Consider the following 23,123-nt stretch of genomic DNA (forward strand, 5'->3'; position numbering starts at 1 on the left):
CGTCCCTGCCGGTGGTGCTGGTCCGGCAATGGAAGAGGGGCGCCCGCGTCCGCTGTTCCCAACGGATCGAGCACCCCCGCTCGCGTCGCCCGGAGGGTCCGACCCCGGCCAACAGTCATCCACCATGACCGGCGTTCGCCCAAAGGTCAAATTTCGATAACGGAACCTTCAGGCTTTGATCAAGTGGTCACGCCACAGAAGCCACAGGAGTAGTGCACCGTCACGCGGAGCCCAGCGGCGCAGTACGGCACCCGCGGCCACCGACCCCGGGTGGCGAGGGGTCACCAGGGTCCGTACACGGCCTCGGAGTTGTCGCTGAGCGCCTGGCACAGGGTGGGCACCGCGACGCCGAGGACGCCGGCCATCGCGCGCACGGTCAGGGGCACGAGGTACGGCGCGTTGGTGGCGCCGCGCCACGGCGCGGGCGTGAGGTAGGGGGCGTCGGTCTCGACGAGCAGGCGGTCCAGCGGCGTGACCGCGAGGGCGTCGCGCAGGCCGTTAGCGTTCTTGAACGTCACGGTGCCCGCGAACGACAGGTGGTAGCCGCGCTCGGCACAGGTGCGCGCCATCGCCATGTCGCCGGAGAAGCAGTGCAGCACGGTCCGGTCCGGGGCGCCTTCCTCCTCGAGGATGCGCAGGACGTCGGCGTGGGCGTCACGGTCGTGGATCTGCAGCGCCTTGCCGGTGCGCTTGGCCAGGTCGATGTGCCAGCGGAACGACTCCTGTTGCGCCGCAACACCTTCCGGCCCGGTGCGGTAGTAGTCGAGCCCGGTCTCACCGATCACCCTCACCCGGGGGTGGGCGGCCAGCGACTCGATCTCCGCGTAGGCGTCCCGGAACTCACCGGTGGCCGCGAGCCGCGGCGCCTCGTTGGGGTGCAGGGCGACGCCGCCGAGCATCGCCGGGTGCTGGTCGACGACGTCCACGGTGAACCGGGCGCCCGGCAGGTCGCACCCGATCTGCACCATCCGGTCGACGCCCACGGCCGCCGCCTGGGCCACGGCGGCGGCGACGTCCGGAGCCGGTTCGCCGTCCCTCGCGATGTCGAGGTGGGTGTGGTTGTCGACCACTGCGATGGGCAGCGGGTCCGGCGCCGTCGGCACCCTCCCGTGGCCCGAGCGGCTCGGTGTGTCGTGGGATGCCATCGCCGGGTCCGCGTCAGCCCTGCTCGAGACGAGCGAGCTCTTCCTCGACGACGGACTCGTCCAGCTTGGTGAAGATCGGTGTGGGCTTGACCACGACGGCCCCTACGTCCACGGGTCGAGACGCCCAGGCCGGTGTGCCGGTGTACTCGCCCGTCACGACGGGGTAGGAGCGGTCGGCGTCGTCGTCGAGACCCGAGACCTCCTGCACCACCGGCATCGGCATGAACTGGCCGCTGCCGCCGATCGCCGCGTGCACGGCGTTGGCCGAGTGGGGCAGGAACGGGCTGAGGATCGTGTTGAGGTCGCTCACGCACTGCACCAGCGTGTGCAGGACCGTCGCGAGCCGCTCGCGCTGGTCGTCGCCCTTGAGCTTGAACGGCTCGGTGTCGGTGACGTACTTGTTGACCTCGCCGACGGTGCGCATGGCCTCGGCCACCGCTGCCTTGACCCGCTGCCGGGCCAGCAGGCCGCCGACGGTCTCGAAGGCAGCCAGGACCTTGGCCCGGACCGCCTCGTCGACCGGCTCGAGGGACCCGGGCTGCGGGACCTCGCCGAAGTTCTTGGCCACCATGGCCGCGGTGCGGTTGACGAGGTTGCCCCAGCCCGCGACGAGCTCGGAGTTGTTGCGCTGCACGAACTCCGCCCAGGTGAAGTTGGCGTCGGCGTTCTCGGGACCGGCCGCGCAGATGAAGTAGCGGATGGCGTCCGGGCCGTAGCGCTCCAGGACGTCGCGGATGTAGATGACGTAGCCCCGGGAGGTCGAGAACTGCTTGCCCTCCATGGTGAGGTACTCGCTCGAGACGACCTCGGTCGGCAGGTTGAGCTCCCCGAACGTGCCGGGCTCCCCACCCTTGTCGCCGCGACCGGCATACCCGAGCAGCTCGGCCGGCCAGATCTGGGAGTGGAAGGTGATGTTGTCCTTGCCCATGAAGTAGTAGGACACGGCCTCGGGGTCGTTCCACCACTCGCGCCAGCGCTCGGGCTCGCCCAGCCGTCGGGCCCACTCGACCGAGGCCGACAGGTAGCCGACGACGGCGTCGAACCAGACGTAGAGGCGCTTGGTCGGCTGGTCGCGCCAGCCGTCGAGCGGCACCGGGATGCCCCAGTCGATGTCGCGGGTCATCGCCCGGGGGCGGATCTCCTCGAGGATGTTGAGGCTGAACTTGATGACGTTGGGGCGCCACGTGCCCGATGCCTCCCGGCCCTCGAGCCACTCGCGCAGCGCATCGGCGAGCGCGGGCAGGTCGAGGAAGAAGTGCTGGGTCTCGATGAACTCCGGCGTCTCCCCGTCGATCTTGGAGCGCGGGTCGATGAGGTCGGTGGGGTCGAGCTGGTTGCCGCAGTTGTCGCACTGGTCGCCCCGGGCCTCGGGGTAGGAGCAGATCGGGCAGGTGCCCTCGATGTAGCGGTCGGGCAGGGTGCGGCCGGTGGACGGCGAGATCGCCCCACGCGTGGTCTGCTCGACCATGTAGCCGTTCTTCCAGACCTGGGTGAACAGCTCCTGCGCCACCGCGTAGTGGTTGGAGGTGGTGGTGCGCGTGTAGAGGTCGTAGGAGCACCCGAGGTCTGCGAGCTCGTGGGCGATGATCGCGTGGTTCTTGTCGACGAGCTCGCGCGCGCTCACGCCCTGCTGGTCGGCGAGGACGAGGATCGGGGTGCCGTGCTCGTCGGACCCGCTGACCATGAGCACGTCGTGGCCGGCCATCCGCATGTAGCGGCTGAAGACGTCGGAGGGCACGGCGAACCCGGCCACGTGGCCGAGGTGCCGGGGGCCGTTGGCGTACGGCCAGGCGACGGCAGACAGGACTTTGCTCACGCCCGAATCCTAGTTGGACGCTGCAACCGACTTCCGGCCGCACCGACCTCACCCCTCTCCCCCCTCCCCCGGTCGTCCCCTCACCTGCGCCCCCACACCCGCCCCCGCCACACACCCCGAGCTTTCGGCCACTCGCCCGGTTTCCACCCGCGCGCCGGCCCGCACACCCCGTACTTTCGGCCACTCGCCCGGTATCCAGCCTCGCGCCGCCCGCACACCCCGTACTTTCGGCCACTCGCCCGATACCTCACCCCTCCGCTGCGTCGACGCCGCGAGCTTTCGGCCACTCGCCCGGTATGCAGCCGCGCCCGCTCCGGGCTTGTGGACAACGCGGACGACGCTGCGGCGCGATCAGGGACCGTGGACCGGTGCCCCGTCGCAAGCTCCCGCACCGCACCCTCGACCCGAGGCTCCCGTTCACCCGGGCCGAGGCGCTACGGGCAGGTATCGACGACGCCGCGCTCGCCAGCGCTGCGTACCACCAGGTCTTCTGGGGCGTGCACCTCTGCTCCGACGTCGCCCCGACCTTGGTGATGAGGGCGTTGGCAGCACTGACCATCTCGCCGCCGACCGCCGTCGTCACGCACCACACGGCGGCTCGGCTCTGGGGTGGGGTCCCACCGGACTCCTCCGACGTCCACCTCACCGTGCCCCGCAGCCATCGCCCCAAGGTCTCCGGCATCCGCACCCACCGAGTCGTGCGCATGCCGACGCCTGTGACGCGGCGCGGGCTGCCGGTGACGTCTGCGGAACGGACGTTCCTCGACCTCGGCCGGTGGTGCGACCTCGTCGACCTCGTGGTGCTCGGCGACTCGCTGGTCAGGGCCGGCGCGACCACCCCGCAGCGCCTCGTCGATGCCGCCGCGGAGTGGGACGGCACGCACCAGTCCCTGGTGCGGCGGGCGGCGGGGTACGTCCGTGACCGCGTCGACTCCCCGATGGAGTCACGGCTCCGCATGCTGCTGGTGCTGGCGGGTCTGCCCGAACCGGTCGTGAACATCGACGTCGTGGACGAGGACGGGCGGGCGCGGTACCGCATCGACCTTTCCTTTCCGGACCAGAGGCTGGGCATCGAGTTCGACGGCCGCCACCACATCGAGCGACAGGGGCAGTGGGAAAGCGACCTGCTGCGCCGCGAGGACCTGGAGTCGGAGGGGTGGAGCTTCGTCGTGGTGCTGGCGTCCCAGGTCTACGGCGACCCGGCCGGCGTACTGTCCCGCGTGGCGGCAGCCATGCGGACGCGCGGGATCCGGGTACCAGGCCGGCTGGACCCGCAGTGGCGGCGCCACTTCCCGGGTCGCGACGAGCGCTGAGCGGCCCGAGTTTTCGACCACTCGCACGATACCCAGCGCCCACCCCGCCCACGCGCCGCGAACTTTCGGCCACTCGCCCGAAACCGAGCGCCCACCCCGCCCACGCGCCGGATTTTCGGCCACTCGCCCGACCACCCGAGCGCCAAGTCCTCGGGCGGTACCGCGCCGGGTCGAGTAGACATGTCCCCACAGGTGCTCCGCCCGTCCACAGGAGGTGGCCGATGATCGCCGCACTCACCGGCATGGGGCTGTCCGCGGCGGCGGGCCTCAACGCCTACATCCCGTTCCTGCTCGTCGCGCTCATCGCCCGCTTCACCGACGTGATCACGCTGCCGCAGTCGTACGCGTGGGTCGAGTCGTGGTGGGCCATCGGGATCGGTGCGGTGCTGCTGCTCGCCGAGGTGGTACTCGACAAGGTCCCGGCGGTCGACACGGTCAACGACGCGGTGCAGACGTTCATCCGGCCGACGTCCGGTGGCCTGGTGTTCGCGGCCACGTCGGCAGCCGAGGGGGTCGACCGCTCGTCGTGGATGACGAGCCACCCGTGGGTCGGGGTGGTCCTCGGCGTCGTCGTCTCGGGCCTGGTCCACACCGGCAAGACCGTCGCCCGCCCGGCCATCAACGCGGGGACCCTGGGCTTCGGCGCCCCGGTGGCGTCCACCGTCGAGGACGGTGCGTCGATGGGGCTCAGCCTGGTCGCCGTGTTCATCCCGGTGCTCGTCGTGGTCCTGCTCGCGCTGCTGGCCTGGCTGCTCGTCTGGCTGTGGCTCAGGGTGCGCCGGTGGCGGCGGCGTCGCGACCGTCGGGCCGCCCTTGCCTGAACCGTCCGGGCAGAGCGGCCAGACTGTCCCCATGACCGTCACCACCCCGCTGTCGCGCCGCAGCCTGGTCACCGAGACGGTCCTCGTCCTCGGTGTCAGCCTCGGCGCCTCCGCCGTCTACTCGGTCCTCCAGCTGGTCGACAAGCTCACCCAGCAGGTGGCGCTCAACCAGCAGACGACGACGATGAACTCGTCGGTCACCCCCGACCGGCCGTGGCTGGACCTCGCCTACCAGCTCGCCCGCATCGTCCTGCCGCTCGTGCCCGTCGCGCTGGCCCTGCACCTCCTGCGCCGCGAGCGCCCCGACGCGCACCACGCGATCGGCGCGGACCTGCGCCGGCCGGGCCAGGACCTGCTGAGGGGGCTGGCACTCGCCGCCGCGGTGGGGTTGCCGGGCCTGGCCCTGTACGCCGTGGCGAAGGCCCTCGGAGCCAACACCACCGTCGCGGCGGCGAACCTGACCGACCACTGGTGGACGGTGCCGGTGCTCGTCCTGGCAGCAGCGCAGAACGCCGTCCTCGAAGAGGTCGTCATGATCGGCTACCTGTTCACCCGCTGGCGGCAGGCCGGCTGGTCGCTGCCGGCCGTCGTGGCCACCTCGGCCCTGATCCGCGGTTCCTACCACCTGTACCAGGGCTTCGGTGGGTTCGTGGGCAACATCGTCATGGGGCTGTTCTTCGGCTGGGTCTACACGCGCACCAAGCGCGTCGGACCGCTCGTCGTCGCCCACACGGTGCTCGACGTCGTGGCCTTCGTCGGCTACTCCCTCCTCAAGGACCACCTGGCGTTCCTGTCCTGAGGAGGGGCGCAGCCCCGGCCCCATGGGGGGCGCCGCGGCTACTTCGGCAGCTCGATGACCTTGCTCGGCGCGGGGGCGGTGACGGCCGGGACCTCGTCCCACTCGCTGAAGTCGAGCCGCCCAGGGTCGTCCGTCGGGCCCTCGATGCGCAGGAGGGTCGCCTTGTCGTCGGCCGAGACCACCAGCGCCGCCCCGTCGCCGCCGCTGCGCTCGGTGAGCTTCCACGCGTCCGCGCCGTCGATCGTGGTCTTCTCGACCCGAGTGTTGGCACCATCGAGCACGCTGAGCTGCTTGTCCTCGAACATCTCGGTGAGCAGGCCCTTGATGGTGAGGTCGCCGAACTCCTTGGCCTGCGCCGCCGGCAGGATCACGAACTTGTTCTGGAGCGTCTTCGCGGGGCCGGCGCCGACCTGGTCCGCCCAGAAGTCCTCGGTGGCCGACAGGTAGTTCTTCCCGCCCACCGTGAGGATGGTGATCTTGCCGTCGGCGCCCCGGCCGAGCCCCAGGCTCTGGTTGGTGCCGTCGACGGTGCCGGCGAGGTCGATGGTGAACTTGTCGCCCGAGTTCGTCATCGTGCCGGCGATGTGGCCACTCTCGGCAGCGAGGGCGGTCTTGCGCGCCTTCGCGTAGAGGGACGACGCCGAGGGCGGCTCGGCCTTGGTGGTGGTGCTGCTCGACGACGACGACGGCTTCGACGAGCCACCGGCCGCGGCCGGCTCCGTCTCCGTACCGCAGCCCGCGAGCGCGAGGGCGACGGACAGCGGGACGACGCCGGCCCCGAGGGCGCGGCGAGAAAGACGGGACATGGGTGACCTCCCCTGCAGTGGGGGCACCCCTTCCGCGCCCCCGTGCCGGGGAGGATACGCCGGTATTCAGCCGATTCGGAGGTATGCGTCGTAGAGAGTCTTCTTGGACAGCCCCGTCGCGGTGGCGACGTCGGCGCACACGTCCTTGAGCCGCTCCCCCGCCTCGACCCGCTCGCGGATGGCGGGGAGCGTGTCCTCCACGGAGGCCGCCCTGGGGGTCGCGCCGGCGACGACGACGGTGATCTCACCACGTACCCCGTCGGCTGCCCACGCAGCGAGCTCGGCGAGGCCGCCCCGGCGGACCTCCTCGTAGGTCTTGGTCAGCTCGCGGCAGACCGCAGCGCGCCGGTCGCCGCCCCACGCCTCGGCCATCGCCCGCAGGCTGGCCTCGATGCGGTGCGGCGCCTCGAAGAAGACCATGGTCCGGCGCTCGTCCGCGAGGGCCGCGAGCACGCGGGCCTTCTCACCGGGCTTGCGCGGCAGGAACCCCTCGAAGCAGAAGCGGTCGACGGGCAGCCCCGACACCGCGAGCGCCATGAGCACCGCGCTCGGCCCGGGGACGCAGGTGACCCGGATGCCGGCGGCGACGGCGGCGTCCACCAGCCGGTAGCCGGGGTCGGAGACCGACGGCATGCCGGCATCGGTGACGACGACGACCCGCTCCCCGCCGCGCAGGCGGTCGACGAGCTCCGGCGTGCGCGACGCCTCGTTGTGCTCGTGGTAGCTGAGGACCGAGCCGCCCGGGGTCACCCCGAGCTCGGCGCACAGGCGCCGCAACCGACGGGTGTCCTCGGCGGCGACCACGTCGGCACCCGTGATCTCCTGCGCCAGGCGAGGGGCCGCGTCCCGGGGGTCGCCGATGGGGGTCGCCGCGAGGACGAGGACGCCTGCCTCTGGCTGTGGTGTCACGTCGGTCATCCTGTCAGGCCCGGTGTGCATACGATGTCGCGCATGACCCGGACGGACGAGCTGCGATCACGCCTGCTCGGGTTCCGGCCCACCGACACCCTGTGGGGCTGGCTGGGCCCCCTGTTCTTCGCCGTCGTCGGTGGCCTCATGCGCTTCTGGTCCCTCGACCGGCCCCACCAGCTGGTGTTCGACGAGACCTACTACGTCAAGCAGGGCGTCTCGATGCTCGAGTACGGCGTGGAGATGCGGGTCCCCGACTCGCTCAAGAAGCCCGACGAGCTGTTCACCCGCGGGACCCCCGACGTCTTCGGCACCGAGGGCGACCTCGTGGTCCACCCTCCGGTCGGCAAGTGGATCATCGCGATCGGTGAGCACCTCTTCGGGCCGACCTCCTCGTGGGGCTGGCGCTTCTCGGTGTGCGTCCTCGGCACGCTGTCGATCCTCATGATCGGCCGGGCCGCGCGGCGCCTGTTCGGCTCGTCCCTGCTGGGCACGCTGGCGGCGTTCCTGCTCGCCTTCGAGGGCCACCACTTCGTGCAGTCGCGCACCGGGCTGCTCGACCTCATCGTGATGTTCTGGGCGCTCGCGGCGTTCTGTGCGCTGCTCATCGACCGCGACCGGTCCCGCGCCATCCTCGCCGAGAAGGCTGCCGCGATGACCCCGCGCCAGCTCGCCACGGGGTTCGGTCCGTGGCTGGGCTGGCGGCCCTGGCGCTGGGTCGCGGGCATCTGCCTCGGCCTCGCCACCGGCACCAAGTGGTCGGGGCTGTTCTTCCTCGTGGCCTTCGGGCTCATGACGGTCTGGTGGGACCTCGGCGCCCGTCGCGCGGTCGGGGCGGGCCACCGGTTCACCGGCATGGTCGTCCGGGACGGCGTGTGGGCCGCGCTCGTCATGGTCGGCACCACCCTCGTCACCTACCTCGTGTCGTGGGTCGGGTGGTTCCGCTCCCCGCTCGGGTACGACCGGCAGTGGGGCGCCACCCACCCGTCGAAGGACACCCCATGGGTCCCCGACTCGGTGCGCTCCCTGTGGCACTACCACCAGGAGATCCTGAAGTTCCACATCACGCTCAACGACGACCACCCCTACCGCACCAACCCGTGGTCGTGGGTCGTCCAGGGCCGGCCGACCTCGTTCTTCTACGAGGGGCCCAAGCGCGGCGAGGACGGCTGCACGGTCGCCCAGTGCTCCAAGGCGATCACCTCGATCGGGACGGTGTCGGTCTGGTGGCTCGGCGCCGCCGCCATCGTCGTCCTGCTCTACTACCTGCTCTTCCGCCGGGACTGGCGCGCGGGCGCGATCCTCATGGGCCTGGTCGGGGGCTACCTGCCCTGGTTCGACCTCGAGGAGCGGACCATCTACTCCTTCTACACGGTCGCGTTCGAGCCGTGGGTCGTGCTGGCGGTGGTCTTCGTCCTGGGCCTGGCCCTCGGGAGCCGGACCGCCTCACGACGCCGGCGCGAGGTCGGCCTCTACGTCGTCGGCGCCTACTGCCTGCTGACCCTGGCGATCTTCGCGTTCTTCTGGCCGATCTACACCGCCCAGGTCATCCCGCAGCAGCAGTGGTCCCTGCGAATGTGGTTCCCCAGCTGGGTCTGACACGGCACGCTGGGGCCGTGACGCGGTTCGAGTTCGCCCCCGGGACGGTGGGCATGATGCTCGAGGACGAGGACGTCACCCGGCTCGACGCGGCCAACGCAGTCCTGCGAGCCACGCTGCGCGAGGTCCGCGACGAGCTGGGCGGGGAACCGGCGGAGGTGGTGCACGCCGAGCTGGTACGCCGCCTCGCCGAGCGCGTGCCCGACGGCTTCACCGTCCGCGACGCCGACCTGCGTGAGGACGCCGTGGCGATCAGCGACGGGACGCTGTTCGGCTGAGCGCGCCCGCCCAACCGGGCGGACGGCAGAGCCGTCCCGCACCCCGGCCGGGAGGGGTCAGCGCGCCATGAGCAGCTCGGTGACGGCGCCGAGCAGGAACGGCGAGACCTCGAGGGCCTGCAGGGCCACGAGGGCGTCCGCGGGGGTGTCGCTCGTGCGGACCGCGTCGTACGCCGCGGCCTTGAGCTCGAACCCCGTCTGCGCGCGGTCCAGCACCTCGAAAACCCTCGCCAGGACGTCCTGCTCGCCGCCAACCACCACGGTCTCGTAGGTGCGGTCGGCAGGCACCGTCGAGGCGTCGCCCTCGACGTCGTGCACCGTGACGCGGCCGGAGGCGTCGTCGTACGTGATCCGGGTGCGGGCCCACCTGGAGTCGTCGCGGTCCTCCACCAGGGTGAACTCGCCGTCCGCGCCGGCGTGCACCCGCACCTCGACACGGCTCGAGGGGTCGGCGCCGAAGGTGACCGCGTCGGCGGGCACCATCGGCACCACCGCCCCGGCTCGCGCCAGCACGGGGATCGAGCCGAGGTCGCGGTACAGGTGCAGCGAGCGGCCACCGCGGTAGGTCGTGCCGGTGAACACGTCCACCCACTCCCCCTCCGGCAGCCACGCCTTGACGCGCGCGAGCCCGGTCTCCCGGTCGGCCGGGGTCGTGATGGGGGCGACGAGCAGCTCGGTGCCGAACATGAACTGGTTGGGCACGGTGTACGCCGCGGGCTCGTCGGGGTGGGAGTAGTACATGGGCTCGACGATGGGTCGCCCCTCGTGCGCGCGGACGTTCATCGTCGCGAGGTAGGGCAGCAGCTGGTGGCGCAGCCGCAGGAACTCCGTCATCACCTCGCGCGCGCGGGTCCCGAACCGCCACGGCTCCTTGGTGTTGAACGGGTTGAGGCCCGAGTGCAGGCGGTTGACCGGTGAGAAGACACCGAGCTGCACCCAGCGCGTCGCCAGCTCGTCGTCCTTGTAGCCCTTGAAGTGGCCGCCGATGTCGTGGCTCCACCAGCCGTACCCTGCGTTGGATGCCGTTGCGGTGAAACGAGGTTGGAAGTCCAGCGACTCCCACGAGATGACGGTGTCGCCGGAGAACCCGATCGGGTAGCGGTGGCTGCCGATCCCGGCGTAGCGCGAGAACGTCAGCGGGCGCCGGCCGTCACGACCCGAGTCGAGGTAGTGGTAGTGGTTGAGCAGCCAGAGCGGGTCGAGACCGGGCACGCGGGTGACGCCGCCCTGCTGCCAGTCGAGCCACCAGAAGTCCACCCCCTCGCGCTCGAGCGGGTGGTGCAGCTCCTCGAAGTAGGCCTCGAGGAAGTCGGGGTCGGTGGGGTCGAACGCCACGGCCACCTCCGACTCGGGGTCGATGCCGACCCGCTCGGCGATGGCCCGGTACGCCCGCTCGTGGGCGTGGACCCCCTCGGCGGGGTGCACGTTGAGCGAGGTGGCGAGGCCGCGCTCGTGCAGGCCGGCGAGGAAGGCCGGCGGGTCGGGGAACAGGTCGGTGTTCCACGTGTACCCCGTCCACCCGCTGCCGTGGCGCGGGTCGATGTCGACGAGGTGCCAGTCCATGTCGATCACCGCGACGGACAGGGGCACGTGCTCGTCGCGGAACCGGTCCATGAGCGTGAGGTACTCGTCGGCGGTGTACGGGTGGTAGCGGCTCCACCAGTTGCCCAGCGCGTAGCGGGGCAGGACCGGGGTGGGCCCGGTCAGCGTGTAGAGCACCTCGAGCGCGCGGGTGAAGTCGCGGCCGTAGGCGAACACGTAGAGGTCGAGGTTGCCGGGACGGCGCGAGGCGATCCAGCCGTCGTCGGTGAGCAGGACGGTCGAGGAGTCGTCCACCATCGCCACCCCGTCGTAGGCGAGCACCCCGTCCTCCAGCGCGATGGCGCCGTCGACGTCGTCGAGGGTGCGGGCCGTGCCGCCGAGGTTGGGGCTCTCGACCCCGTAGCGCCACACGCTGTCGTTGGAGTGGAACCCGCCCTTGGCGTGGACGGACAGGCCGTGCGTCGTGAACTCGCCGCAGTCGTAGGTCAGGTGGAGCCGCTCCGTGCTGATCTCGAGCTGCCCGTCGGGGCCGTCGCCGCGTGTCAGCGTGTAGTCGCAGGGCGGGAACGCACGGTTCAGCGCCATCTGCGAGGCACGGTCCTCGAACTCGCCGGTGGGGCTGTACTCGAGCCGCACCAGGCCGGGGTCGAGGACGGTGACCCGGTAGTGGTCGCCCCGGACGACGTTGGCCGCGTCCGCGACCGGGTGGGTGTCGAGGTGGAAGTGCGGCTTCACAGCTCTCCTTCGTCGAGGTGCCTGGGCGGGGTCGTCGGCTGGGTCCGGTGCCCGAGGTCGGCGGCCAGCGGCAGCAGGGCCGGCGGGATCGGGGTCACCGCGCCCTGCAGCGGCAGTGACAGCGTGAACGTGGAACCGACGCCCTCTTTGGACACCGCGGACACCGACCCGCCGTGCTGGCTGGCGATGGCCCGCACGATGGACAGCCCGATCCCGGTGCCGGGGATGGCCCGGCGCTGGGCGGTGGAGGAGCGGAAGAAGCGGCTGAACAGCTGGTCCTGCTCGTCCTCGGGGACGCCCATGCCGGTGTCCGCGACGGCGAGGGTCGCGAGCCGTCCGGCGCGCCCGGCGGTGAGGGTCACCGACCCGCCGTCCGGGGTGAACTTCACCGCGTTGCTGAGCAGGTTGACCAGCAGGCGCTCGAGCTGGGCGGCGTCGGCCAGGACCATGAGCGGCTCGGGGTCCAGGACGAGCTCGACGGCCAGGTCACGGTCGAGCAGCAGCGGTTCGAGGCCCTCGAGCGCCTCCCGCGCGCAGGCACGCAGGTCGAGGTCGCTCAGCTCCAGCCGCGAGGTGCCGGACTCGAGCCTCGAGGCGGTGAGCAGGTCCTCGATGAGCACCATGAGCCGCTGCCCGTTGCGACGGATCCGGGTGAGCATGTCGCGCTGGTCGGCGTTGACCTCACCGCCGATGCCGTCCATGAGCATCTCGGTGTAGCCGACCACGCTGGTCACAGGGGTCCGCAGCTCGTGGCTGACCGACGACACGAAGGTCGACTTGGAGTCGTTGAGGCGGTGCAGGTCGCGCACGAGGTCGCGCTCCTTGAGCAGTGCGGCCTCGAGCACCTGGCGAGCGGCGTGCTGCTCCGTCGCGTCGACCAGCTGGGCCGTGAACATGTGGTCGCTGGCGTCGTGCCGCAACGGGGAGAGCACGAGCTCCAGCCACCGGGAGGCGTCACCGGCCAGCTGCACCTCGCCACGCCAGCCACGCCGCTCACCGGCGATGATCGACAGCAGCCCCGCACGCACCTCCTCGCGCCCGGGCTGGAGGAAGTGCTCCAGCCAGTCGCCGCCGCCGAGCAGCTCGCGCCGCCCCTGCCCCAGGAGGCGCGCGGCGACGTCGTTGAGCTCGACCGCCCGGGGGTGGTCGTCCTCGCAGCGCAGGATGAACATGCCGAGCATCGCGTCGGCGAAGCCGTGGCGGAACAGCTCCTCGCTGTCGGTCACCCGCGACAGGAGCTCGCGGGCCTGCTGGACCGTGACGGCCAGGGGCAGGACGGTGAACGCGCACACCGCGAGGAAGACCTGCACGAGGCCCGACACCTCATCGGGGTCGGCGCGGCCGCCGGCGGCCGTGATGGCGAACGGTCCGGTCCCGTGGGCGGTGAACAGGCTCACGACGACGCCGAGCGCCAGGAGCTGCACCGCGGTGGTGCGCACCGAGTTGCGCAGGGCCCCCCACACCAGGACGGGTATGGCGACGAAGGCCACGGGGAGCCCGCTGGCCAGGCCGAAGATGACCGAGGAGACGACCAGCAGGGCAGCCCACTGCACGACGAGCTCCCACACCGGTCGGGCGACCGGGCTGCTCCGGGACAGGAACAGCGGGAGGATCACCAGCAGGGCAGCGAGGTGCGCGGCGCCGACCGCCCGCCAGGTCAGGAGCAGGTCCCCGCGGGAGAGCAGGGCCGCCGTCAGGCCTCCGAGGCCGCCGGAGACCAGGGCCCCCGCGAGGGAGGCGAGCAGGAGCCGGGAGAAGTCGGCCATGGTGCGCAGCGACCGGCCGGGACCACCGAACCGCGTCATGAGGACGACGACGACCGCGCACTCGGCCGTGTTGGCCACGGAGTACCCGAGCGCCGGTGCGACCCCGCGACCTCCCAGCAGGTTGGCCAGCAAGCAGACCACCCACACACCGGCGACCATGGCCCAGCGACGCCGACGGCCCCGCGCCAGCAGCACCGCCCCGGCGCTGACGCCGGCCGCGGGCCACCACGCGGCCACCGTCCCGCCGCTCGGGGCGAGGGCCACCGACCCCAGCATGAGGACGAAGACGAGCAGCAGCAGCGCCGCAGCGAGCACGCCGCGGGGCGACGGCCGCACCGACGCTCTCGAGGGCCGCGCGGCAGCGCTCGCCGTCACGGTCAGTCGCCCGGTATGCCCGGCAGGGAGGGGATGACCACGACCGAGGGCGGGTGCAGCTCGGTGCGCTCCATCAGCAGCTGGCTCACGACGGCCATGATGTGGGCCGGGCTGAACGGCTTGGTGATGTAGCTGTTGGCACCAGCGAGGAGGCCGGCGTCGATCTCGAAGGGCGAGGTGCGCGAGCTGACCAGGATGACGGGCACGTCGAGCAGGTGCCGCTGGCGCCGGATCCACCAGCAGACCTCGATGCCGCTCAGCCCCGGCATCTGCACGTCGAGCAGGACGACGTCGGGCGAGAGGGTCTCGAGCATGTGCACCGCCTCGCGGCCGTCCTCCGCGACGACCGTCTGGGCACCGGTGCGACCTACCGCCAGGGAGAGCAGATCGCGGATGTCCGCGTCGTCGTCGGCGATGAGCGCGAGGGGCATGACACCAGCATTCCTCATCCGGGGCGGGGACGGGCTCGAAGGGTGCAGGGGAGCCCATCGAGCCCGTCCGGTCACCGCGGCCCTGTGGAGGGGAACCATGGGCCGTGACCGACACCGGGAGGTGCCGGACCCCATGCTGCCCCGCCCCGCGTGAAGGAGGCGACGCCATACCCCGCCCGTCGCGTGAAGATGCCGTGAAGACCCACCTAGACTCGGTCCATGGCCCGGCTGCTGGTCGTCGACGACGAGGCGCAGATCGTGACGGCCCTGACGCGAGGCCTGGAGCGTGAGGGGTACGACGTCGAGGCCTCCCACACGGGCCTGGACGCCGTGGCGCTCACCGCCGCCGGCTCCCCCGACCTGATCGTGCTCGACCTCAACCTGCCCGACATCGACGGCATCGAGGTGCTGCGGCGGGTCCGGGCGTGGAGCCAGGTCCCCGTGCTGGTGCTCTCCGGTGACGGCGAGGAGCAGCGCAAGATCGCGGCACTGGACGAGGGGGCCGACGACTACCTGGAGAAGCCGTTCGGGCTCGGCGAGCTGCGGGCCAGGGTGCGAGCGCTGCTGCGCCGGGCCGGTACGACCCCCGACTCGGCCACGGTGTCGTCCGACGGGATCGAGGTCGACCTCGCGCTCAAGGCCGTCACGGTGGACGGCTCCACGGTGAGGCTGACCCCCACCGAGTGGCGGTTGCTGGAGCTCTTCGTCGCGCAGCCGGGCAAGCTGCTGACCCACCAGTACCTCATCGGCAAGGTCTGGGGCGCGAGCCACGGCGGGGAGACCCTCCAGACGCTGCGGGCGCACCTGCGCTCCCTGCGCCGCAAGCTCGGCGACGACTCCAAGGAGCCGCGCTTCATCCGCACGGAGACCCGGATCGGCTACCGCTGGGTCGCCCCCGTGGCATCGTCCGGGCGGGTCGCAGGCGGGACCGCCGGTGCCTGAGGGCGTCGACCACCGGGTGCGCAACATCCTGGCCGCCCTGCGTGGACACCTCGAGCTGGCGCACGAGTCGGCCACGAGCGACCGGGCCGACCCCGACGACCTCCTCGAGGACCTGTCGAACGCCCTCGACGCCCTCGGACGCCTCGAGTCCAGGCTCGGGGTGCAGGTGGACACGGGCTCCCGCCCCGGACCCGTCCCGCCTGACCTGGCGCAGGGCTCCGACCCGGCCTGACCGCAGCGCGTCCCTGGTCGTCTGCAGGTCGTCCGCAGGTCGTCAGTGGGTCTCCCCGGCCGACCTCAGGCCCCGGCGAGCTCCACCAGCCGCGGCGGCAGCTCGCGGTCGGGCTGGGCACCACGGATGGCCCTGGCCACCACGGTCAGCAGGACCTTGGTCTGGAAGGGCTTGCGCACGACCGCGACGGCTCCGGCCGCCAGGGCCTCGACCTCGACCTCCGACTCGACGGAGGCGGTGAGCAGCACGACCGGGACCGTGCTGCCGGACCTCCCCGTCTCGTCGAGGACGTCCATCCCGTCGACGTCCGGCATGCGCAGGTCGACGACCAGGCAGTCGGGCGCCTCCTCGGCGAGCGCGAGCAGGGCCGAGGCGCCGTCGGCGACAGAGGTCACCTCGACACCGACGTGGGCGAAGATGCGCTCGACGAGGACGCGGATGTCCTCGTCGTCCTCCGCGACGACGATGCGCAACCCCCGGCTCTGCACACCGGCCCCCTTTGCCTCGTATGCGGCATTCGGCTCGTCGCAAGCATTCTCACACAGCCCGGACGCGAGCGCCTGAGCCGATGCCGAGGAAGCGGGCACCCCGGCCATGTCGTCCGCTGCCCCCGTCCCCAGCAGCCCGAACGCTGGTCGGTCCCAGCTTGCATCGACACCTGTCGACACAAACAATTCTCGGGGAGGAGGGGACTGATGAGGCGCAGGACCAGTGGTGCGGCCGGCCGGACCGGCTCTGCCGAGGCGACGACCCCGACGGTCCTCCGACCTGCCGCCATGCCCCGCGAGGAGGCCGAGCGCAGGGCGACCCTCCTGCGGGCGGTGGCCGACCCGGCGCGGCTCCAGGTGCTGGGCATGATCAGGGGCTCGGCAGCGGGCGAGGCCTGCGTCCGCGACCTGGCCGAGGCGGTCGGCCTGAGCCAGCCGACGATGAGCCACCACCTGCGCATCCTGGTCGAGGCCGGCCTGCTCACGCGGGAGCGCCGCGGGACGTGGGCCTGGTACACCCTCGTCCCGGACCGCCTCGCCCAGGTGGGCGCCTTCCTCGACTGAGGCGGCCCCGGGAGCGCGTCCCGATGCCGAACCCCACCACCTACGATCGAGCCATGCACCCGTTCGAGCAGGCCTCCCGGTGAGCGGCGGCCACTCGCACTCGCACGGCCACGCCGGGAGCACCCACCGCTGGCGCCTGCAGGTCGCGTTCGTCCTCGTCGCAGCGTTCTTCGTCGTCGAGCTCGTCACCGCCCTCACCTCCGGCTCGCTGGCGCTGCTCAGCGACGCGGGGCACATGGCCGCGGACGTGGTCGCCCTCGGTGCGGCGCTGCTGGCCACACGGATCGCCACCCGCGCCGACACCACGGGACGCCGGACGTTCGGCTCCTACCGCGCGGAGGTCTTCGCCTCCGGCCTCGCGGTGCTCCTCATGGTCGGCGTCTCCGTCTACATCGCCGTCGAGGCCGTGGGTCGGGTCGGCCGGTCCGCCGACGTGGCCTCGGGGCCCATGCTCGTCGTCGGCGCCCTGGGGCTGGTGGTCAACCTCGTCTCGCTCGTGCTGCTGCGTGGAGGGGCGTCGGAGTCCCTCAACGTCAAGGGCGCCTACCTCGAGGTGGTCGCCGACGCCCTGGGGTCCGTCGGGGTGCTCGTCGCCGGCGCGCTCGTCGCCTGGACGGGGAGCGCGTGGTGGGACACCGGTATCGCGCTGGCCATCGCGGTGTTCGTCGCCGTCCGGGCCGTGGCCCTGGGGCGGGAGGTGCTCGTCGTCCTCGGCCAGCACGTGCCTGCCGGCATGGATCCCGAGGAGGTGGCCGGGGCCCTCGCCGCGGTGCCCGGCGTGACCGACGTCCACGACCTGCACCTGTGGACCCTGACGTCCGGGATGAACGTCGCCACCGCGCACCTCGTCACGGCCTCAGGCGCCGACGCCCACGCCGTGCTCGACGAGGCAGGCCGGGTCATGCGCTCCTCGTTCGGGGTGGAGCACGCGACCCTGCAGGTCGAGCCGGACACGCACACGGGGTGCCAGGAAGTCACCTGGTGAGGGCCGGCACCGGCCGGCCCACCCCCTACCGGACCACCAGCGCCTGGTGCATGCCGTCGGCGTAGTGGTTGGTGAGGTTGCAGACCAGCTCGTAGCGTCCGGGGGCGAGGTCGAGGGTCACCCACCCCACGGCGCCGGACTCGATGCCGTCGCCCGTGCCCGGTGCACAGGACCGCGAGGCCTCCCCCAGGCTTCCCGCCTCGTCGACCTTCCCGTCGGCCCCCGGCACCCGCTGACCGTCAGAGGCCCCCGACGCCAGCGGCAGCACCACCAGCTCGTGGGTGCGCCAGCCCAGGTTCTCCACCAGGACGGAGACCGTGCCGGGGGGAACGGTGGCCGGGGAGACCCGCAGGACCATCCGCGCACCCAGGGGTGCGTCGCCCGTCCCCATCGCGGTCATGCCCATGTCGGACAAGCGGACCCGCACGACCTCGCCCGGTAGTGATGCCGGGGGCGAGCAGGTGAGCTGCCTGTAGGCCATGCCCTGCCCTGCCATCATCCCCGGGCCGGTGGTCGAGCCGCCGCCCATCATGCCCGCGCCCGGCGAGCCCGAGCCCGAGCCGGCGCACGAGGTCAGGGGCAGGACGGCCACGACCGCCGCGGTCGCCACGAACCGCCACCGTCTGCTGAGCCTGGTCACCCCACCAGTCCAACCCGCCCGGGCCCTCCCCGGCAGGGCACAACGTCCTCGGTGGGGCTCACAAAGACGCACGCCCCATCTCACCCGGATGACGGTTCCGGGCAGGTGGGACCGGGGTGATCGTGGGACGTGGCCAGGTCGACACCCAGGAGGTATGCCATGGCTCGCTACCTGTTCATCGCCCGTTACGAGAGCTCCGGGATGCAGGGGGTCCTCGCCAAGGGCGGCAGCGCCCGGGCGAAGGTCATCGAGGACGCCGCCGCGGCAGCGGGCGGGCGGATGGCCTCGTTCGACTTCGCGTTCGGCGACGACGACGTGTTCACCATCTGCGAGCTCCCCGACAACCGTGCAGCGGCGGCGCTGGCCATGGCGGTCAACGCCACCGGGCTCACGCACGTGCGGACCGTGGTGCTCCTCAGCCCCGAGGAGGTCGACGCGGCCAGCAAGCAGGACGTGAGCTACACGGCCCCCGGCCAGTGAGCCGGCTCGTGCCCTGAGGGCGCCGGCCGGCCGGTGCGCTCGCGGAGTCGCGGCTCGACCACCAGCACGAGGGCGCCGGCGACGTTGACGGCGAGCAGCGCTGCCCCGCCCCACAGGACCAGTCGCTCGAACGGCACCACGTCGAACGTCGTCACGGCGACCGGGACGGCGGCCGGGCCCTGCGCCGGCGAGACGTCGACCCGCAGGTCGACCAGCCCCGCCCCGGCCGGCACCTCGAACCTGCCGACCAGCCGGCCCTGCCGGTGCGGGCCGTAGGTGAAGGAGTGCGACAGCAGGGTCACCGGCAGCGTCGAGCCGTCGGGCGTCGTGACGGTGACCGAGGTGACCTCGTCGCCGTTCTCGGTGTAGACGAACCACGGGTCGGGGTGGGCGCTGACGGTGAGCCCCTGGGCCGTCCCGTGGGCCGCCGCCTCGAGGGAGGCGGTCACCCCCGTGCCGGCGGCTCCCCGCCACAGCAGGACCGCCGCCGCGGCGACGAGGACGAGGAGCACCGCAACGACGTCTCGGGTCCTCGAACCGTGGGTCCCAATGGCCATGGCAACCACCTCTCGACCCCATCGTCGAGGTGGTCGCCGCCCGGTGGCAGGGCGCTAGGTCCTCCGGTGTCGAGGCCGTGCCACGGTCAGACCTCCGGCTCCCACTCCACCAGCTGGTCGTACACCTTGTCGTTGCCGGTCGACTGCAGGGACTCCAGCCCGTGTCGTCCGTAGAGCGCCAGCACGAGGTCGCTGGCCGTGGCCCGGGCCGAGAAGTCCGGCGCCCCCTCCGAGGGCGTCCCGTCCGGCGCAGTCGCACCGGGCGAGGGCCGGGGCTCCACGCGCGCCCCCTGCGCGGAGAGCCACATCCGCCAGGACCTGCCTTCGCTCGCGTGGTACTCGACGACAGCCGGGTCGTGCGGCCACGGAGCCGTGGTGGCGCAACAGGTGGACAGGAACTCGTCGACGCCGTCGAGCGCGACCTCCTCCGGCAGCGGTTGGGGGTCGCCCACGGCCAGCTGCGCGTCGTAGGTGTGCACCGAGATCTCCTGGAGCTGGTGGCGGGCCACGGCGCCACAGGTCTGCGGCGACTGCGAGTCACCCCACCAGGTCCAGCACGCGCGGTCCGGACCGGCCTCGCGCAGGGCGTCGACGAGCTGCTGCGTCGACGCGGCGAGCCAGTCCACCATGGCCTCACGCTCACGGGGCGCCTCCGTCTGCCCCTCGGGGACGGCCTTGCCCGTGGCCGAGGGTCCGGCCACGACGGTGGCGGCCCACGCCCGGCGACCGACGCCGATGTGCTGCGCCAGGTCGTACAGCGTCCAGCCCGGACAGGTCGTCACCGGGACGTCGAGGTCGGGGGCGGAGGCGATCACGGCGCGGAAGGCAACCGACCTCTCGTCGATGAGTCGGAGCAGGCCGGGGAGCTCGAGGGTCTTGTGCACCCGTGGGTTGTACCACCGCAGGACGCTTGCGGCACAGCGGTTTTCGCGTCGCGCCGCAGTCGAGGACCTCGACCGTGGGCAGCGCGCGCCTCCAGCGGGAAACAGTTCTCAAAGAGCGCTTGACCTTGACGCAGGGTCAAGGTTGCACGCTCATCCCATGACCACGAAAACACCACCCACCGCCATCCTCGTGGAGGGCCTGGAGAAGTCGTTCGACGACCTCCACGTCCTGCGCGGGGTCGACCTGGCCGTGTCCCCGGGCAGCATCTTCGCCCTGCTGGGGTCCAACGGCGCAGGCAAGACCACCGTCATCCGGATCCTGTCCACCCTCCTGCGGGCCGACGCCGGCACGGCCACCGTCGCCGGGTACGACGTGGCCAGCCGGCCCGCGCAGGTGCGGGAGTCGATCAGCCTGACCGGCCAGTTCGCCGCCGTCGACGAGATCCTGACCGGGCGGGAGAACCTCGTCCTCGTCGCCCGGCTGCGCCACGTGGTCGCACCCGGTGCCGTCGCCGACGACCTGCTGGCCCGCTTCTCGCTCACCGAGGCGGGCAGCCGCCGGGTGTCGACCTACTCGGGCGGGATGCGGCGCAGGCTCGACATCGCGATGAGCCTCATCGGCAGCCCCGAGGTCATCTTCCTCGACGAGCCCACCACGGGTCTGGACCCGCAGGCCCGCATCGAGGTCTGGGCCGCGGTGAAGGAGCTCGCCTCGTCAGGGACCACGGTGCTCCTCACGACGCAGTACCTCGAGGAGGCGGAGCACCTCGCGGACCGCATCGCGATCCTCCACGAGGGCCGGATCCTCGTGGACGGCACGCTCGCGGAGCTCAAGGCGCTGCTGCCGCCGGCCGAGGTCGAGTACGTCGAGAAGCAGCCCACCCTCGAAGACGTCTTCTTCACCCTCACCAAGGAGCGAGCATGAGCACCCACTTCGTCGGCGACACCACCGTGCTGCTCGGGCGGTCGCTGCGCCACGTGACCCGCAGCCTGGACACGATCATCACGACGGCCGTGATGCCGATCGCCTTCATGCTGCTGTTCGTCTACGTCTTCGGCGGCGCGATCGAGGCAGGGACCGGCAGCTACGTGGACTACCTGCTGCCGGGCATCCTGCTCATCACCGTCGCCACCGGTATCTCCTACACCGCCTTCCGCCTCTTCCTGGACCTGCAGAGCGGGATCTTCGAACGGTTCCAGTCCATGCCGATCGCCCGGTCCTCGGTGCTGTGGGCCCACGTCCTGACCTCGCTGGTGGCCAACGCCATATCCCTGGTGGTCGTGCTGCTCGTGGCGCTGCTCATGGGTTTCCGCAGCGGGGCAGGGGTCATGGCGTGGCTGGCCGTGGCCGCGATCCTGGTCGTGTTCACCCTGGCCCTCACCTGGTTGGCGGTGATCCCCGGGCTGACGGCCAAGTCGGTCGACGGGGCGAGCGCGTTCTCCTACCCGCTGATCTTCCTGCCGTTCGTCAGCTCGGCCTTCGTGCCCACCGCGAGCATGCCGGGGCCAGTCCGTGCCTTCGCCGAGCACCAGCCCGTGACGTCGATCGTCGACACGATCCGGCGGCTGTTCGCGGAGCAGCCGGTCGGCAGCGACATCTGGGTCGCGCTGGCGTGGTGCGTAGGGGTGCTCGTGGTGGCCTACCTGCTGGCGATGGCCACCTACCGTCGCAAGGTCGCCTGACCCGATGTACGGGGACGCGGCCCGGGTCGGTGGTGGAATGGCGCCATGCTGACGATCAGCCAGCTCGCGGAGTACGCGGGGGTGACGGTCCGTGCCGTGCGGCACTACCACGCCAAGGGGCTCCTCCCCGAGCCCGAACGGGACCACTCCGGGTACCGCCGGTACGACGCCGCAGCCGTCGTCGACCTGATCAGGATCCGTACGCTCGCCGAGGCCGGCGTCCCCCTCTCGCGGGTCAGCGAGCTGCTCGCGGCGGACGAGGGCGAGTTCGCGGCGGCGGTCGACGACATCGACCGCCGCCTGCGCGCCGAGATCCGCGAACGGCAGCGCCACCGGCAGCGCGTCGCCCAGCTCGCGGCCGGCGAGAGCCTGGCCCTGCCCCCGGAGGTCGTCGCCTACCTGGAGCGGTTGCGGGAGCTCGGTTTCCGCGAGCGGCTCATCGAGGTCGAGCGGGACAGCTGGATCCTCATCGCCGCCCAGATGCCCGAACACGTCGCGGGCCTCATGGCGGTCAAGCAGCAGCAGGTGGAGGTCACCGACCTCCGGGAGCTCTACCGCGACCTCGGGGAGGTGGTCGACTGCGGCCCCGACGACCCGCGCCTACCCGAGCTGGCCGACCGTGCCGCCGCGTTCATCGAGGCGGCGGCCGTCCGGGCCGAGGGGGTGGAGGACCCCTTCCCCATCAGCGAGGACCTCGTGGAGCTGCTCGACGCGGCCTTCCTCGAGCTCGTGCCCTGCGCACCCCGCCTCCTCGAGCTGCTCGAGGAGCGGGGCTGGACGGGCTGGACCATGATCCGGCGCATCGAGCCAGCGGGCTGACAGGACCGAGACCGCGGCCGCGACGGCGAACGCCACGAGGGCCGGCCCGTGGACGGCGTCGAGGGCGGGCACCCAGCGAGCGAGGTGCAGCACCAGGAGCACCGTGATGCTCCACCACGGCCAGCGCCGCCGGGATCCCGTGAGGTCCCAGAGCAGGGCACCCGCGGCGACACCCGCGGTGTAGTAGCGGTTGGTCCCGGGGTCGAGGGCGAGGCGGCTGGCCAGGACCAGGAGCGGAACCCCGGTGACCCGCCGCCGTCGCAGGGCGGCGACCCCGAGTGCCGCGCCCACGAGTGCCTGCACCGGCCGGTCCCACGGTGGGGTGCGGGCCGACGTCACGTGCAGCACGCGCAGGCCGGACAGGGCGGTGTTGACGATCGTGTAGTGGAGCGCACGGACCGTCCCGGGGTCGGCGAGGAAGAACGGCAGCCACCCTGCGGCGACCCCGGCGACGGCGACCCCGGCACCAGTGGCCCGGGCGCGGCAGGGCGCGAGCGCCAGGAGGACCACCCCC

24 protein-coding genes are annotated in these 23,123 nt (G+C 72.1%); 13 read left to right on the forward strand and 11 right to left on the reverse strand.

What is annotated here, in order from left to right; all coding sequences use genetic code 11:
• Positions 1 to 281: 281 nt before the first annotated feature.
• Both ABEA42_RS13700 and metG read right to left on the reverse strand, forming a co-directional pair.
• Positions 282 to 1,145, reverse strand: coding sequence for a TatD family hydrolase (locus ABEA42_RS13700; RefSeq protein WP_345504121.1), 864 nt, complete (start codon positions 1,143 to 1,145; stop codon positions 282 to 284).
• 13 nt (positions 1,146 to 1,158) lie between these two features.
• On the reverse strand, positions 1,159 to 2,961 hold the full coding sequence (gene metG, locus ABEA42_RS13705; RefSeq protein ID WP_345504123.1) for a methionine--tRNA ligase: 1,803 nt from the start codon (positions 2,959 to 2,961) through the stop codon (positions 1,159 to 1,161).
• Between the two features lie 368 nt (positions 2,962 to 3,329).
• Here metG and ABEA42_RS13710 point away from each other — a divergent pair, with 368 nt between their 5' ends.
• The 3 genes from ABEA42_RS13710 to ABEA42_RS13720 all read left to right on the forward strand — a co-directional run bounded on the left by ABEA42_RS13710 (position 3,330) and on the right by ABEA42_RS13720 (position 5,894).
• Positions 3,330 to 4,274, forward strand: coding sequence for a hypothetical protein (locus ABEA42_RS13710; RefSeq protein WP_345504124.1), 945 nt, complete (start codon positions 3,330 to 3,332; stop codon positions 4,272 to 4,274).
• A gap of 221 nt (positions 4,275 to 4,495) precedes the next feature.
• Entirely contained in the window at positions 4,496 to 5,095 is a 600-nt protein-coding gene (locus ABEA42_RS13715) for a DUF4126 domain-containing protein (protein WP_345504125.1), read from the forward strand.
• A 31-nt stretch (positions 5,096 to 5,126) separates the two neighbouring features.
• Entirely contained in the window at positions 5,127 to 5,894 is a 768-nt protein-coding gene (locus ABEA42_RS13720; RefSeq protein WP_345504127.1) for a CPBP family intramembrane glutamic endopeptidase, read from the forward strand.
• A gap of 38 nt (positions 5,895 to 5,932) precedes the next feature.
• On the opposite strand, the gene ABEA42_RS13725 is transcribed toward ABEA42_RS13720, so the two are convergent.
• Positions 5,933 to 6,700 (reverse strand): hypothetical protein, encoded by a 768-nt coding sequence (locus tag ABEA42_RS13725; RefSeq protein ID WP_345504129.1) that lies wholly within the window; start codon positions 6,698 to 6,700, stop codon positions 5,933 to 5,935.
• A gap of 66 nt (positions 6,701 to 6,766) precedes the next feature.
• The gene (gene rsmI, locus ABEA42_RS13730) at positions 6,767 to 7,618 is read right to left on the reverse strand and encodes a 16S rRNA (cytidine(1402)-2'-O)-methyltransferase (RefSeq protein ID WP_425572074.1); all 852 of its coding nucleotides are present in this window, start codon (positions 7,616 to 7,618) and stop codon (positions 6,767 to 6,769) included.
• Between the two features lie 33 nt (positions 7,619 to 7,651).
• Here rsmI and ABEA42_RS13735 point away from each other — a divergent pair, with 33 nt between their 5' ends.
• Positions 7,652 to 9,208: a dolichyl-phosphate-mannose--protein mannosyltransferase gene (locus tag ABEA42_RS13735; RefSeq protein WP_345504133.1), complete on the forward strand. Its 1,557-nt coding sequence runs from the start codon at positions 7,652 to 7,654 to the stop codon at positions 9,206 to 9,208.
• Between the two features lie 17 nt (positions 9,209 to 9,225).
• Positions 9,226 to 9,486, forward strand: a complete 261-nt coding sequence (locus ABEA42_RS13740) for a hypothetical protein (protein WP_345504135.1) — start codon at positions 9,226 to 9,228, stop codon at positions 9,484 to 9,486.
• 57 nt (positions 9,487 to 9,543) lie between these two features.
• On the opposite strand, the gene ABEA42_RS13745 is transcribed toward ABEA42_RS13740, so the two are convergent.
• The 3 genes from ABEA42_RS13745 to ABEA42_RS13755 are packed head-to-tail and all read right to left on the reverse strand — an operon-like array spanning position 9,544 to position 14,335.
• Positions 9,544 to 11,763, reverse strand: a complete 2,220-nt coding sequence (locus ABEA42_RS13745; RefSeq protein ID WP_345504137.1) for a glycoside hydrolase family 31 protein — start codon at positions 11,761 to 11,763, stop codon at positions 9,544 to 9,546.
• Positions 11,760 to 13,865, reverse strand: a complete 2,106-nt coding sequence (locus ABEA42_RS13750; protein ID WP_345504139.1) for a sensor histidine kinase — start codon at positions 13,863 to 13,865, stop codon at positions 11,760 to 11,762. The genes ABEA42_RS13745 and ABEA42_RS13750 overlap by 4 nt, the downstream gene beginning before the upstream one ends.
• 41 nt (positions 13,866 to 13,906) lie before the next feature.
• Complete coding sequence (locus ABEA42_RS13755; RefSeq protein ID WP_345504141.1) at positions 13,907 to 14,335, reverse strand: response regulator; 429 nt, start codon at positions 14,333 to 14,335, stop codon at positions 13,907 to 13,909.
• A gap of 219 nt (positions 14,336 to 14,554) precedes the next feature.
• Between ABEA42_RS13755 and ABEA42_RS13760 the strand changes: the two genes are divergently transcribed.
• A complete protein-coding gene (locus ABEA42_RS13760) occupies positions 14,555 to 15,277 on the forward strand; it encodes a response regulator transcription factor (RefSeq protein WP_345504143.1) in 723 nt (240 codons plus the stop codon).
• On the forward strand, positions 15,270 to 15,509 hold the full coding sequence (locus ABEA42_RS13765) for a hypothetical protein (RefSeq protein ID WP_345504146.1): 240 nt from the start codon (positions 15,270 to 15,272) through the stop codon (positions 15,507 to 15,509). Before ABEA42_RS13760 ends, ABEA42_RS13765 begins: the two co-directional genes overlap by 8 nt.
• A 65-nt stretch (positions 15,510 to 15,574) precedes the next feature.
• Here the strand turns inward: ABEA42_RS13765 and ABEA42_RS13770 are convergent, their stop codons facing one another.
• Positions 15,575 to 15,997 carry a response regulator gene (locus tag ABEA42_RS13770; protein ID WP_345504148.1) on the reverse strand — a complete coding sequence of 141 codons (423 nt, stop codon included), beginning with the start codon at positions 15,995 to 15,997 and terminating at the stop codon, positions 15,575 to 15,577.
• A 207-nt stretch (positions 15,998 to 16,204) separates the two neighbouring features.
• On the opposite strand from ABEA42_RS13770, the gene ABEA42_RS13775 reads away from it, so the two are divergent.
• Positions 16,205 to 16,561 carry an ArsR/SmtB family transcription factor gene (locus ABEA42_RS13775; protein WP_345504150.1) on the forward strand — a complete coding sequence of 119 codons (357 nt, stop codon included), beginning with the start codon at positions 16,205 to 16,207 and terminating at the stop codon, positions 16,559 to 16,561.
• Positions 16,562 to 16,640: 79 nt separating this feature from the next.
• A complete protein-coding gene (locus ABEA42_RS13780) occupies positions 16,641 to 17,546 on the forward strand; it encodes a cation diffusion facilitator family transporter (RefSeq protein WP_345504152.1) in 906 nt (301 codons plus the stop codon).
• A gap of 25 nt (positions 17,547 to 17,571) precedes the next feature.
• On the opposite strand, the gene ABEA42_RS13785 is transcribed toward ABEA42_RS13780, so the two are convergent.
• Entirely contained in the window at positions 17,572 to 18,186 is a 615-nt protein-coding gene (locus ABEA42_RS13785) for a hypothetical protein (protein WP_345504153.1), read from the reverse strand.
• A gap of 159 nt (positions 18,187 to 18,345) precedes the next feature.
• Here ABEA42_RS13785 and ABEA42_RS13790 point away from each other — a divergent pair, with 159 nt between their 5' ends.
• Positions 18,346 to 18,666, forward strand: coding sequence for a GYD domain-containing protein (locus ABEA42_RS13790; RefSeq protein ID WP_345504155.1), 321 nt, complete (start codon positions 18,346 to 18,348; stop codon positions 18,664 to 18,666).
• Here ABEA42_RS13790 and ABEA42_RS13795 read toward each other — a convergent pair.
• Together ABEA42_RS13795 and ABEA42_RS13800 are read right to left on the reverse strand one after the other, a co-directional pair.
• Positions 18,645 to 19,223: a hypothetical protein gene (locus ABEA42_RS13795; protein WP_345504157.1), complete on the reverse strand. Its 579-nt coding sequence runs from the start codon at positions 19,221 to 19,223 to the stop codon at positions 18,645 to 18,647. The genes ABEA42_RS13790 and ABEA42_RS13795 overlap by 22 nt on opposite strands.
• Positions 19,224 to 19,309: 86 nt before the next feature.
• Positions 19,310 to 20,107 (reverse strand): maleylpyruvate isomerase family mycothiol-dependent enzyme, encoded by a 798-nt coding sequence (locus ABEA42_RS13800; protein ID WP_345504159.1) that lies wholly within the window; start codon positions 20,105 to 20,107, stop codon positions 19,310 to 19,312.
• A 157-nt stretch (positions 20,108 to 20,264) separates the two neighbouring features.
• Between ABEA42_RS13800 and ABEA42_RS13805 the strand changes: the two genes are divergently transcribed.
• Genes ABEA42_RS13805 through ABEA42_RS13815 form a run of 3 tightly spaced genes read left to right on the forward strand, consistent with a single transcriptional unit; the run spans position 20,265 to position 22,609 of the window.
• Positions 20,265 to 21,032: an ABC transporter ATP-binding protein gene (locus ABEA42_RS13805; RefSeq protein ID WP_345504161.1), complete on the forward strand. Its 768-nt coding sequence runs from the start codon at positions 20,265 to 20,267 to the stop codon at positions 21,030 to 21,032.
• Positions 21,029 to 21,790 (forward strand): ABC transporter permease, encoded by a 762-nt coding sequence (locus ABEA42_RS13810; protein WP_345504163.1) that lies wholly within the window; start codon positions 21,029 to 21,031, stop codon positions 21,788 to 21,790. Before ABEA42_RS13805 ends, ABEA42_RS13810 begins: the two co-directional genes overlap by 4 nt.
• A gap of 45 nt (positions 21,791 to 21,835) precedes the next feature.
• Positions 21,836 to 22,609, forward strand: coding sequence for a MerR family transcriptional regulator (locus ABEA42_RS13815; protein ID WP_345504165.1), 774 nt, complete (start codon positions 21,836 to 21,838; stop codon positions 22,607 to 22,609).
• Positions 22,610 to 23,123: the final 514 nt, after the last annotated feature.

Origin of the sequence: Pedococcus ginsenosidimutans (assembly GCF_039544395.1) — a bacterium.
In the GTDB taxonomy this organism is placed as follows: domain Bacteria; phylum Actinomycetota; class Actinomycetes; order Actinomycetales; family Dermatophilaceae; genus Pedococcus; species Pedococcus ginsenosidimutans.

Excerpts from the sequence above, each read along its gene's own strand:
- ABEA42_RS13700 (WP_345504121.1), bottom strand. The coding sequence starts at position 1,145 with ATGGCATCCCACGACACACCGAGCCGCTCGGGCCACGGGAGGGTGCCG.
- ABEA42_RS13715 (WP_345504125.1), top strand. The coding sequence starts at position 4,496 with ATGATCGCCGCACTCACCGGCATGGGGCTGTCCGCGGCGGCGGGCCTC.
- ABEA42_RS13720 (WP_345504127.1), top strand. The coding sequence starts at position 5,127 with ATGACCGTCACCACCCCGCTGTCGCGCCGCAGCCTGGTCACCGAGACG.
- ABEA42_RS13725 (WP_345504129.1), bottom strand. The coding sequence starts at position 6,700 with ATGTCCCGTCTTTCTCGCCGCGCCCTCGGGGCCGGCGTCGTCCCGCTG.
- rsmI (WP_425572074.1), bottom strand. The coding sequence starts at position 7,618 with ATGACCGACGTGACACCACAGCCAGAGGCAGGCGTCCTCGTCCTCGCG.
- ABEA42_RS13735 (WP_345504133.1), top strand. The coding sequence starts at position 7,652 with ATGACCCGGACGGACGAGCTGCGATCACGCCTGCTCGGGTTCCGGCCC.
- ABEA42_RS13755 (WP_345504141.1), bottom strand. The coding sequence starts at position 14,335 with ATGCCCCTCGCGCTCATCGCCGACGACGACGCGGACATCCGCGATCTG.
- ABEA42_RS13760 (WP_345504143.1), top strand. The coding sequence starts at position 14,555 with ATGGCCCGGCTGCTGGTCGTCGACGACGAGGCGCAGATCGTGACGGCC.
- ABEA42_RS13775 (WP_345504150.1), top strand. The coding sequence starts at position 16,205 with ATGAGGCGCAGGACCAGTGGTGCGGCCGGCCGGACCGGCTCTGCCGAG.
- ABEA42_RS13790 (WP_345504155.1), top strand. The coding sequence starts at position 18,346 with ATGGCTCGCTACCTGTTCATCGCCCGTTACGAGAGCTCCGGGATGCAG.
- ABEA42_RS13795 (WP_345504157.1), bottom strand. The coding sequence starts at position 19,223 with ATGGCCATTGGGACCCACGGTTCGAGGACCCGAGACGTCGTTGCGGTG.
- ABEA42_RS13805 (WP_345504161.1), top strand. The coding sequence starts at position 20,265 with ATGACCACGAAAACACCACCCACCGCCATCCTCGTGGAGGGCCTGGAG.
- ABEA42_RS13810 (WP_345504163.1), top strand. The coding sequence starts at position 21,029 with ATGAGCACCCACTTCGTCGGCGACACCACCGTGCTGCTCGGGCGGTCG.
- ABEA42_RS13815 (WP_345504165.1), top strand. The coding sequence starts at position 21,836 with ATGCTGACGATCAGCCAGCTCGCGGAGTACGCGGGGGTGACGGTCCGT.